This is a genomic window from Paraprevotella sp. (assembly GCF_986071375.1).
Genome location: NZ_CFQRNQ010000003.1, coordinates 64,732 through 76,887, shown reverse-complemented (window position 1 = coordinate 76,887; position 12,156 = coordinate 64,732). Strand labels below are relative to the sequence as shown.

The window sequence follows — 12,156 nt, the reverse complement described above, 5'->3', positions numbered from 1 at the left end:
TTATTTTGAAGTGTGGGACGCAAGCCCGCCGGGACCGTCGAACAAATAGGTGAATTCGTCGAAATAAGCTGTGCCGGAGGTCTCCTGCGTGTTGTAGCTGTACAGGCCGATGCGGCTGCCTTTCCAGTCTCCGGAACCGGATTCGAACGTGTCGCCGAATTCAATGAAGGTTTCGTTGTCCACGCTGTAATAGAATTTATGCTTGTTGTTCACTGCGTCGATTTCCAACCGGATATAGATGCCTTTGTCCATGACCGAAGATATGTTGAAGGAGGTCGTTTGGGCCGTCCCGTCCTTTTCCATGTAAAGCCGGGGAGTGGCTGTTCCGTCCTTGTCTTCCATGATGACACCGCCGCCCACGAATTTGTTGCCGATACATTCTATACCGGCCCGTCCGCCGGGTGTCAGTTGCGCGAAGTCTATTTTTACGGTGACCACGCCTTTGTATCCCATGGTCTTTTGCGTAAACTGGTTGAAGGCCGTGCGCAGCTTCTCCGCCTTTTGCGATTTGATGGCCAGCCAGCCCGGTTTTTCCGTCAGCGACCAGTATCCGTCGTGCGGGTTATGGTTGAACTGCCATTGCAACCCCAACTCCGTAGCTTCGAAGTCGTCGCTGGATTGTGGGGCATAGGCTTTTGTTTCCACGCCGGTGGAGGGCTTGCGGCAGATTTTCATGGGTTCGCCGATGCCGTTCTTGTCGTAGTCCGTACCCATTTCAGGGAATCCGTCCTTCCAGACGACGGGTTGGAGGTGTACCACGCGTCCCTGCGGCTCGGTGGACTGGAAGTGGTAGAACCACCATTCTCCCTCGGGCGTGTCGACCAAGGCACCCTGATGCGGGCCGTTCACTTTGGTCGAACCCATTTCCAGTACGCGCTTCTGTTCGTAAGGGCCATAGATGTTTTTGGAGCGCATCACGGTCTGCCATCCTGTGCTGACACCGCCTTCCGGGATGCTGATATAGTAATATCCGTCTTTTTTGAACAGTTTCGTGCCTTCTGCCACAGGACCCTCGTACACTTTCCGTCCCTCATCGAGCAATGTCTTGCCGTCCGCGCTCATCTTATGGATGATGATGGGGCCTCCGCCCAACTGGCTCCGTCCGATGTAGGCTTGCCCGTTCTCGTCCCACAACGGGCACGGGTCTTCCCATCCTGACACTTTCTTCACTTGGTAGAGCGGAGTCCATGGCCCTGCCGGATTGGTGGCCGTGCTCATGAACAGCCCTTCGTTCGGCGTACATACGTACATCCAGAATTTGCCGTCGTGATAACGTAAGGCCGGTGCCCAACTTCCATTGCCGTATTTGTCCATGCTCGAATAGCCGTCCAAATCCATCCGGTCGAAGATACGGCCTATGATTTTCCAGTTCACCATATCGTCGGATTCCAGGATGTTCATGCCCATGAAGTGGAACTCCGAACACGTCATGTAGTATTTGCGGCCCACGCGGATGACATCAGGGTCTGAATAGTCGCCGTTCAGTATCGGGTTGGCAAACGTCCCGTCTCCCAGGTCGCCCCAACGTGTGTCCGTGTACCATCCCGAGGAGCCGCCCAAATCCTGCCCCCCCGAGAACAGTCCCATGCGTTCGCTGTCCGTGTAAGCTCCCATGACAGGGCGAGCCCGGTGTTCTCCCGGGAAAAACTCCTGTACGGATTCTTCCCCTTGTCCTACTTTCTCAAACGCTGTCATTTGCTGTGCTGTGAGCGGCATGAAAGCCAAGTTGCAGCACAATAAAGAAAATGCGATTGTATTTTTCATGCGTTGATGATAATTTATGAATGAATGCACAAAAATACAATCAAGAGCCGGGGCGTACTATTACAAATACGCCATAAAATGTAAGGTTGGCATCTATCCTTATCTTTTCAGGGCGGCCCGGATAACGAACCAACCGTGTTGGATGAGGGTAGTCGTCCAACCGAAGTGTGAGGCCATGATGCGGAAACGTTCCCGCAGTGATTCCTGATGGTGCTGTGTGGTCAGTCCTTCACTCAGGTAATCGGTAAGGATAAGCCTTGTGTTATATATCGGTTGTTTGAGACGTTCCGCCCGTTTCAACAAACGTATGCACCAGTCGTAGTCGGCAGAAAAGCGATAGCCCAGGTTGTAAGGCTCTTGCCGGGCCAGGTCCGTCCGTGCATAAAACGATTGGTGGCAAACCAACATGCCGTGTCGGAACTTTTTCCAGGTCAGTTGTTTCGGTGCTTGCAGGCGGCGGTGGCGGATGAAGCGTCCTTGCCCGTCTACCCAATCCGTTTCGCCGTAGAGGATGGCGGGGCGGGAAGCGTTCATGTCTATATGGCCGAAAACCTGTTGTAAGGTGTCGGGGGCGTGCAGCCGGTCACCGGCGTTCAGGAAGACGATATAGTCGCCGGTGGCATGTTCCAGGGCCTTGTTCATCGCGTCGTAAAGTCCCTTGTCCGGTTCGCGGATCACCCGGATGTCATGCGGGCACGTCTTACCCGTATTGGCATCCACGTATCGGTGGATCAGTGCCATGGTCTGGTCTTTGGAACATCCGTCGATAATCAGATGCTCGATGTGGGGGTAAGTCTGGGCGGCCACGCTTTCCAAGGTGCATGGCAGCGTCTTTTCCGCATTATAGGTGACAGTGGCAATGGTTACGGTGGGGAAAGGGGTTTTGTTCATGTTTTTTTGTGTGGGGTGGGTTTTATCTTTTCTCGGATGCGCGTTTGTAAACGGCTATATATTTGGAAGCCACGTTGGTTTCGCCGTAGTGGGTCAAGGCCGAGTGTACGGCGTGGGCGGACAGTTCCTCCCACGGGGCGGTTTCCAGTGTGAAATGTATGCCTTCGGCCAGGTCTTCGGCGTTCCGTGCTTCGGCCAGGTAACCGTTTCTACGGTGGTCTATCATTTCCGGTATGCCTCCGACGTTGAATCCTACGCAAGGTATCCCGCAGGACAGGGCCTCCACGATGGTATTGGGCAGGTTGTCTTCCAACGAAGGCGTGACGTATGCGTCCACTGCATTATACAGGCGTGCCATTTGTTTTTCGTCGCTTACGTAGTCGATGGCATAGACCGGGAACGGGAAGAGCGCACGGATTTGGTCGGCACGGTTGCCGACCACCACGATGCCGACTCGTGCGGCCAATTCGGGATGCTTTTCTTTCAATATGCGGCAAGCTTCCATCAGGTAATCTATGCCCTTGCGCGGGTCGGTGGCCTTGAGCGAACCGAAAAGCAGCAGCTTCTTGTCGATGGGCAGGTTGCATTGCAGGCGCACCTTGACCTGTTCCATCGGATGGAAGATGTTGGCATTGATGGTATTGGGGATGGAGGCGACCTCTTGCCCGACCAGGAGTGCGCTTTGGCGTGCCAGTCCTTCCAACCACCGGCTGCAAGCCACGAAAATGATATGTGCCCCGCGCAGCATCTGTCGCTTCCGCCGGAACACCTTGGCCGAGAGGTCGTGCGTGCCGCCCCCGTGCAGGAGCAGGGGACAGTGGTGGCATTCGGTCTGGTATTTCGTGCACTCCCCGCTGTAATGGCAGATGCCGGTAAACGGCCATTGGTCGTGCATCGTCCACACGATGGGTTTGCCGCTGTCTATGATGCGGCGTATGTCTTTCAGGGAAAGGAAGCCTTGGTTGATCCAATGCAGGTGGATGACATCGGCTTCCTTGAATTCCGGCAATGCGGTGATGTCCGTACCGGTGTTGGCCAAGTCCACTTGGAACAGGTTGTGCTTCTTGAACCGGTTGGCTTTCCAGATGCAGACGCGTTCCCATACGAATTTGGCTTTCAGCAGGGGGGACTGGGGCAGGCTGGCCACCGTAATCTGGTCCGTCCGTTTGTCGCGCACCAGCATTTTGGCTTTTACCCCGTTGTTTTTCAGGGCTTCCATGAGGCGGTTGGCTGCGATGGCTGCCCCTCCTATGTTTTCGGATGTGTTGATAATGAGTACTCTCATACGCTTTTCATTCGTTTCTTCTGGAGGCATGGCCTTATGCGCCGAAATCCCCCTTTAATGTCCGTTTGAGCCGTCTTATGGCTTTGGCCGTAAATGAATTGGTCTTGGCATAATAACGCGAGTAGGCTTTCCTTGCCTCGGCGCATTCCTCTATCGGTTCTATCTTTACCACCGGCAATGGCTCCATGTAAAGTCCGGACTGGTATAGGTTTCCGCCACCGCAATTCGTCCCGCTACCGTCGAACCCGGTGTTTTGTACAAGTGATTTTCCCACATTGAGCGACAGGATGCCATTGAGGAATAAAGAGGCATTCCATCTGATGGCCCAAGAGTTATTCTTTCCTTCGGTTTGTCGGCGGAGCATGCGGGTGTATCCGTATTTCCCGTCAAAGTCGAATGTGTAGGTCAGTTTCTTCCGTTCGAGTTCTTCCAATAAGGCTTTCCCGTCGGGATTAAAGAACTGCCAGGCGCGTTTCCAAGTGCCCCACCCCCAACTTCCGGTCCATTTGATAAGGAACGTGTCAGGCAAACTCGGGTCATTGGTAAAGTCGCAGGCTTGTATGTGTCCTACTTGGGGGACATCGGCGTAAACGTCCAGTGCGTCGTTCATGAATTGGAGGAAATGCGGAGCCACGACCAAGTCATCTTCCAATACGATGACCCGTCCGTACCGGTTGACCATTGTGGTGACACCGTCTATGATGTTCCTTGCCAGCCCCCAGTTCTGTTCCCGTTCCGTGACGTGCACTTGCCGGAAGCCTTTGGCTTCCCTTACGATGTGCCTCACTTCTTCCACGGCTGCGCGGTCGGCCTCCGAACGCGCGGCATCGGAGTAGATGAACAGGTCGCTGTCCGCAGACAGCGTGTTGCGCGACAATGCCTCTAAGGCTTGCCGGGTGTGTGCGGGGCGGTTGTAGACGAATAATAATATCGGTGCTGTGTCCATGTCTTATTGGATTTGCTGCGTTTCGATAGCCCAGTCGCCCAATGTCTTCCGTTCGAGGTCGAAGTTGATGCCGACCTTGACCACGGGCAGCCCGCATAAGGCGAAGCGTTCGGGATAGTTTTTGAGGTTGATTTGCTGCATGGCTGCTTTTGCCGTCCGGTTGAGTTTGGCCTCGATGAGGTAGAGCGTGGTTGGGGTGCGCAACACGACATCCACCCTGCCTTTGGGAGTGCGCACTTCCACATCCGCATAGTAACCGAGGAGGCTGAAGATGATGTAGAGCACTTGTTGGTAATGCCCCTCGGTGTCAGTCCGTTCGCAGTAGGGTATGGTGGAGAGGAACGTTTGGAGGAGTTGCAGCATGCCGTCCATGTCGTCGCGCGCCATTGCCCTGGCCATGTGAATCACCATGGAATTGGTGGACAGGCTGTCGGGGGTGATGTAATAAGGGATGAGGCTTCTCATCAGTCCGATCCGGACTTCCTTATTGGGAATGTCGAGGGTGTAAGCGTCGAAGTTTGTGTCATAGTCTTTGATGGTGATGTATCCGCTTTGGTAAAGGAGCGGGACGATACTTGTCATCCTTTCGGTGGGCGCGTCGAAATCGGATGCCATGGCTTCGGTGCCCCCGATTTTGGAAGGGGGCACGTTGAACTTGTTGAGCATTTCGATGAGGTAGGTGGGCGTGCCGCTCCCGAACCAGTAAGAACCTAACTTGCCTTGGGAGAAAGCCATGAGCAGACTGAAAGGATTATAAATGTCGGGCGAGGGCCATGTGAAATGGTATCCGTCGTAATTCTCTTTGAGTTGCCGCATGGCCTCTTCGGGGGTAGTGCCGAGCTTTCCGGCCAGTATTTCAAGGTCGGCTGCCATCTGCGTCCGTATTTCTTCCTCGCTGATGCCGCATACGGTGGCGTATTCCGGCAGCATGCTGATATTCTCAATATTGTTAAGCTCGCTAAAGATGCTCAGTTGGGAGAATTTGGTGATGCCGGTGAGGAAGACGAACCGCAGGTAGGGGTCGCAGGCCTTTAGCGGACTGTAGAAGTTCCGCATGACGTTGCGCAGTATGGGCAGGTCTTCTTCCTCATGCACCACGTCGAGCAGGGGAGCGTCGTATTCGTCGATGAGCACCACCACTTGGCGGCCCGTCTGTTCGCAGGTCCGGCGGATAAGGTCTGTAAGACGTGTGTTCGTATCGGGGATGTCAGATTCGATGCCGAAATTCCTTTCCAATGTCTTCAGTTGCCACAACAGGTAGCGTTCCAGTCCTTCCTTGTCCAAATGCTTGCCCATGCTCATGTCGAAGTGCAGCACGGGATATTCCGTCCACTCCGTTTCCCGCTTTTCGATGGCCAGTCCTTTGAACAGTTCTTTCCTGCCTTCGAAATAGGCCTGCAGGGTACTGGTGAGCAATGACTTGCCGAAACGGCGCGGGCGGCTGAGGAATACGTATTTGGAGTCGGAATGCGTGATGCGGTACACGTGTTCCGTCTTGTCGATGTATAAGTATGGTTTGTTCCTTAGTTCGGAAAACGTTTGTATCCCGATGGGGTAAAACCTGCGTTGTTGTTCCATGACTTTTCCTCCTTCTGTTAGTCTGAAAGCAAAGATAAGGCTTTATTTTCGATTTCATGCCGTGCGGAGGCCGGATTTTTACCGGTCGTGCGCCTTCGTTCTTGCCATATCTTTTAATATTACGGATAATTCATAAGTATAGTGTTCTAAATTAAATTCCCGTTCAGCCAAATTACGGCCGTTACGTCCCATCTGTCGGGCTTCTTCCGGGTGGGTATATAGGTATGCAATGGCTTGTTTCCATCCTTCCACATCATTGTAGTCCACGTAGATTCCCGCCCTTTCTTTCTCTATGTCCATTTCAAATTTGGGATTACGGGTGCAGATTACGGGGAGCCCTAACGCGAAAGCCTCGACCAGAGTGGTCAGCCCGACGGTGTAAGGAAAGTCCTGGCAACAAATTACAACGAATCTTGAACGGCAAACTTCCGTGGCCAGCATGTGGGGGAGGATGCCTACCGTGAAATGTACCCGTATATTGGAATATGCTTCGTATGCTTTCAGCAGGGCTTGGTATTCCGGATCCGGAGTGGTGAAGATTTCGACGGGAAGTCCTGTCCCGGCAAATGCCTTGAGTAATGTGGCGAAGTCACGATGCTCTTTGCCAGTGGTGATGAATGCCCTTTCCTGCTTCCCGTTGCCTGTGGCAGGAAGATGTTGGCGCAGGTAGTCATAGAAATCAATGTCGGCTCCCCAATGTATCAGGTGCAGGCGGTCGGCGGTGACCTTGCCCGATTGCAGTGAATCGTTTATCAAGGTTTGGCTGAAAAAGAACATTTGGTCGATGCCTTTGTAATAGAAGCGCGAAATCATGTCCTTTATTGGGTTGGGGTTGCGGACTACGGCTTGGTGATGCCAAATGGCGATGGGCTTGCGGAACAATCCCAAGGCGCGGCAAAATATGATAAGCTCTAAACCATAAAAAGAAGTTCCATATAACAAATCATACGTTTCCTTGCATCGTATAATCTCGAAGAAATTGTAGAATGATAATTTGAGGCGGGATGAAAAACGGCGGAAAGGGTGGAGTATCGGCGTGATGCCATATTTGTTAAAATGGGTTAGTCCGTACAGGATATGTCCGGGGTGCAGATGCTTTTCCCATTCCCCCAATGCTTCCTCTATGGGACGTGTGTGGTAATAATAGATTTTCATGTTCCGAAATTCCCTTTTTTATGTGCGTTTGATTCTACGTATGGCTTTTGCCATAAACGGTAATATAAAAATCATTTGTTACGGCAAGTTTCGGCTTGTCGGCATTAACATTCTTTGTGCTTTGCGTGTGGCGAACAACAGTCTTGACGGATTAGGAAGAGAATCTGCCTGCCTCTTGCGGTTGTTTGCGAATGGCAGGCAGAAAATAATGGAGACTATCATTGGGGAGTTTTATGCTTCCGGTAAGGAAAGCAGGTATTCGGGAGCGAAATCCGCCCCATTCTCCCATTCTATGGTGTTATACTTTACGGTGAACCGCTTGAAGAAGTTCAAGTCCTTCAGAGGCTCGAACACCTTGCCTTTTAACGAGGTGCGCAAGTCCACCACTTTTGTCACTTGGTTGTTGAACCATAGCCGAATGCGGTAGCCGTCCACATATTCGGCTTTCACTACTTCTGTAAACATATCCGTATCCTATTTTAAAGGTTCTATTTTTTTCAAAGGGTCGCCTTTTTGCGCTTTCTCCCAGTTGTCCATCAGTTCTTCTTTGTGCTGTTCCAACCATTCAAGAATCATCTTCAGGCCCTGCCCGGCATTTAGTTTACAAAAATAGCATAAATATCCGAGAAATAGGCAATTACTCCCCCAAAAAATATGATAGTCCATATTTATTTTTACATTTTTCCCTATACGTATGCTCTCCTATATTACGTGGACTAATAGGATGGACTCTTTTTGTTTCCATGGCGTGGAGGAGCTGATGAGTTTGCTGTTTCAAAATAGGTTATGGAGTTTTTCTTGGGCAATGTAGTCTTAACATAAATTATGTGTTCGTCTTCCGCTTTTATGCATGGAGTATTGGATATTTCTTTATTTTTGTGAAAGTTAAAACATGACTTTCAAGGCTCGTAAGTCTGTGTTCGAGAAGTTGGAGCAGATAGTAGACATCGCGTCTTTGTCGAAAGAAGAGCGAATGAAGTACGACGAAAGCATTAAGGTGTACCGTGACCAGTTGGCCACGTTGGATTTCGCAGAACAGAAAGGACGTGCAGAAGAACGGTTGGACATAGCCCGGAAGATGAAGGCTTCATCTGTTCCGGCAGGGACAATAAGCCTTTGTACGGGCTTGTCATTAGAAGAGATTGCCAAGCTATGACAGGATGAGCTTGTTCCGTTTTCGTGACGTGAATATGTTTGTCCGATTGATGGGTAAGCCGTTTAAAATAGGTTATGCCCATTTTTTTTGCACAAAATCAACAGGTTTCACCTTAATAAATTGTTCTACAGGTTGTTTTGTTGTGCACAAGCCTCTTCTGTGTGAAAGGGAGGTGAAGCCTTGGTGAAGGATGTTACAGGAGAGGTTTCACCATATTACGCTGATATACAGAAAGTATGAAGGATGCGAAGCCTTTTTTGCAAAAACTTCTTGAATGTGGTGTATAGGAGGGCGTAATCCGGCTGACTTTTGTTCTTTTTTCGTTTGCCGCAAGGTGACAAATAGTTTACAGCCGAATCGAAAACCGTTCGGCTGTGATTGGCATGGCGTTTTGGGGTTTTCGTTGGGCCATGTATGGCTTAATATGGTTTATGCTTTTGATTATTCATGTTTTTATAGAGGGGGTTCTTTGTTTTTAATGATAAAATACATCTTGAATAGCTTCTTTTAGTGCTTTGAGATATCCTTTGCCAAATTTTAAGTCGGGCTCCATATAATTGCCTTCAGCCCATTCATTCCAGGATTTGAGGAAAACAATGCGGTCCTCCATAGCTTTATGTGATATGTTGTTGAAAGATGCCTGGGCATGTTTTTTAAATTTCTCGGGGGTAGAGCGGATGAGAATGTGTCCGGCTCTGCCTGAGCGGGGAGAGTGATCCCAATTGGGAATGAGAGTGGGATAACAGTCATTGGCTTGTTCCTCAGGACCTTGAAAGTATTGTGAAGCACGGCTATACTCAATATGCCGTCCTCTTTTTAATGCAATACGTTGAAACTTGGCATTTATGCGCTCCCACAAAGAAAAATCCTTTTTGAATACATCGAATAGCCTTATTAAAACATTGGCATCAAATCCCCATTGGCGAAAAAGAACCAAATCTTCTATTTTATAAGTATGTCCTACAAAGTGAATGCGGAAACCGTGTTGGGAGGCAAGCTTTTGCCACAGTTCGATAAAGTGGGGAGGATTGGGGATTTCTTTAGGAGAGTAGACTACAAATATGGGATTTCCGTGTATGCGAATGTATCTTGGGTCTTGGAAAGCGGGTAGCACGGCATTGAAATGTGCAATGTAGTCTTCATCGCCGGGATAGAGTTGTTCCATTAACATTTTATGTCCTCCGTCTTTGTTGAACTGTTTGTCTTCCCAACTATGGTTTGCCCATGCCAGACAAAAGGGGAAATCCGGTTTCCCACTGTTTAGCACTTCGTTGAATGGCCTTTGTAGTAGTTGCTTGCCATTTCCAAACCAATAATGCCAGTAACAGAAACCTTCTATGCCATATTCACGTGCCATGTCGGCTTGGGCTTGACGTGTTTCCGGCAAACGAAGGTCATAATAGCCTAAATCAGCTGGTACACGTGGTTGGTAATGTCCTTTGAATAAAGGTTTTGCTTTGCCCACATTGGTCCATTCCGTAAATCCCTTGCCCCACCATCTGTCGTTTTCCGGGGTGGGATGGAACTGCGGTAAATAAAAGGCGATGACCCTTACTTTTGGATTATTGTTGGGTTCCATGTTGAATTAATTTTATGATATGTAATGCGTCTTCTTTTGTCTTTAGCGGACGGTACAACTCATCTATAAGCGTGGTTATTTGCGTTGAAGACAATTTATTTAAACAGACATTTTTGATAATTGGAATTATTTCTTCAGCTACTCGGTAACGGATGAGCCGAGCCGGGTTGCCTCCAACAATTGCATAAGGAGGAATATCGTGTGTCACAACTGCTCCGGCTGCTATGATGCTTCCTTTGCCAATCGTAACGCCGGATAATATTGTAGCTCCGTAACCAATCCAAACTTCATCTTCAACTATGATAGGACCTTTGCTACGGCTGTCTGTTTGGCAGTGTTTGCCTTCAAGGGTTGAGCGTATGGGATAAGTAAATAACGTTTCAGTCTGATGATTGCCGCTTAAGATGAAATGTACGTTTGAGGCTAATGCTACATAGTTCCCTATTGTTAATTTTTCTATTGGGGGAAAATAGCTCAAGATATGTAACTCTCCGTATGTGCCGTTGCCTACTTCGACACATTCCATTGGAAAGATATTCATTGGTACGGTTTGGTTTTGCTTGTTGCGTTTGCGCCATTCTTTTTTGAATTTAGTAAGTGCATAAGCTCGGACAAAACTTCGTAATATGGGGATTTTTGAGGAGAAATTCATCTGTTGGTTATTCTTTTATAAGTTTTTCGTAAGAATCGTTTCAGGCTATATCGCTTAGTTCGCATCAATAAATTCTGAGGTAACGATATGAGGTATAATGCCATTCCTCCCGGGGTGGCTTTCATAGCTTTTATCCAATCTTTCCGTCGGATGAGCCGGAAACAATTCCATGGTTTGTCGAAACCTGCATAATGAATTTGTACGGGATGTGCCAATCCTTCATTAAACTTAGCGAGTGCAATGACTTTGTCTCCTGCAAATTCGGTATTGCCTTGGTAAAAATCTCTTTGGTTCATGTTTAACCGATAGAAAGAGATAGGCAGGCTATAACCTATCGGTAAATATTTGATGTGGGGCCAACAGGTTAAAATAATGCAGTCTTGTTCCGGTAAACGTAGTCGTGGATAGTTGTTGACATAAAAATTGATAATTTCTTCTTGTTTATGGTCGTTGCGCAATTCTTTGAGGTTGATAAGTAAGAATCCTGCAGCAATTTCATGTTCAAGTATTTCCATTTCAGCCGTACTGAAGTCTTGCCGGTAGTAAGGCATACGGCTATTTTCTATTGGTCCTACGCCGGCATAATAAAACTTTTCATTTGGGAACATAAAAAAAACAGGAGAGAAATCACCAGTAAAAACTACGTCCACGTCCGAACATATAATTCTGTCATATTGGGGAAGGACATCAGTTGCAATAAGTTTATAGAAAATTTCTTTGGAGTAATGTGCTTTAGTGCCGAAATTTTTAATTTTTTCATCGTATTGTGTGACATTAATGAAATGTAATTCGGCATATGCAAATTCTTTTAGACTGTTCTGTAAAGATTGTTGGGCTTTGGTGGACAAGGTCGTATGGAATACATATAATTCATACCAATATTGCGGTGAGGCATGTTTCATCATGGAGTGGATGGCAACCTTTGCTGCTAGCAAGTAATTAGCGTCAAAAGTAAAGAATACAGGTATTTTTTGCATATTGTCCATATTGTGGGGCTCTTAGGAAAAACGGATAATGCTTTGTCTCAATTTCTGTTTTATCCTTTTGTTATTATTCATTTTTTTGCAAAAATATGGAAACTTTTTTGTCCACCCAAGTCTTTAAGGCATCTTTTTTAGATGGTATGTGCTTTTACGAAATTTAGTTTAAA

Annotated in this window: 11 protein-coding genes and 1 pseudogene; 1 reads left to right on the top strand and 11 read right to left on the bottom strand. The window is 48.5% G+C overall.

All coding sequences use genetic code 11. The features are described 5' to 3' along the window. From AC5RDV_RS02650 to AC5RDV_RS02615, 8 genes are all read right to left on the bottom strand, one after another. Complete coding sequence (locus AC5RDV_RS02650; RefSeq protein ID WP_428388665.1) at positions 1-1,764, bottom strand: glycoside hydrolase family 43 protein; 1,764 nt, start codon at positions 1,762-1,764, stop codon at positions 1-3. Positions 1,765-1,863: 99 nt separating this feature from the next. Further along, positions 1,864-2,655, bottom strand: coding sequence for a glycosyltransferase family 2 protein (locus AC5RDV_RS02645; protein ID WP_282748196.1), 792 nt, complete (start codon positions 2,653-2,655; stop codon positions 1,864-1,866). Positions 2,656-2,677: 22 nt separating this feature from the next. Continuing rightward, entirely contained in the window at positions 2,678-3,940 is a 1,263-nt protein-coding gene (locus AC5RDV_RS02640) for a glycosyltransferase family 4 protein (protein ID WP_282748195.1), read from the bottom strand. Positions 3,941-3,974: 34 nt separating this feature from the next. Beyond that, on the bottom strand, positions 3,975-4,886 hold the full coding sequence (locus tag AC5RDV_RS02635) for a glycosyltransferase (RefSeq protein WP_282748194.1): 912 nt from the start codon (positions 4,884-4,886) through the stop codon (positions 3,975-3,977). A gap of 3 nt (positions 4,887-4,889) precedes the next feature. After that, positions 4,890-6,464, bottom strand: a complete 1,575-nt coding sequence (locus AC5RDV_RS02630) for an ATP-binding protein (protein ID WP_282748193.1) — start codon at positions 6,462-6,464, stop codon at positions 4,890-4,892. Between the two features lie 78 nt (positions 6,465-6,542). Beyond that, positions 6,543-7,619, bottom strand: coding sequence for a glycosyltransferase family 4 protein (locus AC5RDV_RS02625; RefSeq protein ID WP_282748192.1), 1,077 nt, complete (start codon positions 7,617-7,619; stop codon positions 6,543-6,545). A gap of 231 nt (positions 7,620-7,850) precedes the next feature. Further along, a complete protein-coding gene (locus tag AC5RDV_RS02620; protein WP_008626457.1) occupies positions 7,851-8,084 on the bottom strand; it encodes a DUF2442 domain-containing protein in 234 nt (77 codons plus the stop codon). Positions 8,085-8,093: 9 nt separating this feature from the next. Next, positions 8,094-8,285, bottom strand: a complete 192-nt coding sequence (locus tag AC5RDV_RS02615; protein ID WP_345894539.1) for a DUF4160 domain-containing protein — start codon at positions 8,283-8,285, stop codon at positions 8,094-8,096. Positions 8,286-8,511: 226 nt separating this feature from the next. On the opposite strand from AC5RDV_RS02615, the pseudogene AC5RDV_RS02610 reads away from it, so the two are divergent. Further along, positions 8,512-8,775 (top strand): annotated as a pseudogene (locus AC5RDV_RS02610) (Rpn family recombination-promoting nuclease/putative transposase); the annotation flags it as partial. Positions 8,776-9,250: 475 nt separating this feature from the next. On the opposite strand, the gene AC5RDV_RS02605 reads toward AC5RDV_RS02610, so the two are convergent. From AC5RDV_RS02605 to AC5RDV_RS02595, 3 genes are read right to left on the bottom strand one after another with little or no spacing between them, the layout of a single operon-like run. Continuing rightward, on the bottom strand, positions 9,251-10,354 hold the full coding sequence (locus AC5RDV_RS02605; RefSeq protein ID WP_130893609.1) for a glycosyltransferase WbsX family protein: 1,104 nt from the start codon (positions 10,352-10,354) through the stop codon (positions 9,251-9,253). Next, complete coding sequence (locus AC5RDV_RS02600) at positions 10,338-11,006, bottom strand: CatB-related O-acetyltransferase (protein ID WP_008626447.1); 669 nt, start codon at positions 11,004-11,006, stop codon at positions 10,338-10,340. The genes AC5RDV_RS02605 and AC5RDV_RS02600 overlap by 17 nt, the downstream gene beginning before the upstream one ends. Continuing rightward, the gene (locus AC5RDV_RS02595; protein ID WP_130893608.1) at positions 11,003-11,992 is read right to left on the bottom strand and encodes a glycosyltransferase family 8 protein; all 990 of its coding nucleotides are present in this window, start codon (positions 11,990-11,992) and stop codon (positions 11,003-11,005) included. The genes AC5RDV_RS02600 and AC5RDV_RS02595 overlap by 4 nt, the downstream gene beginning before the upstream one ends. Between the last annotated feature and the right edge of the window lie 164 nt (positions 11,993-12,156).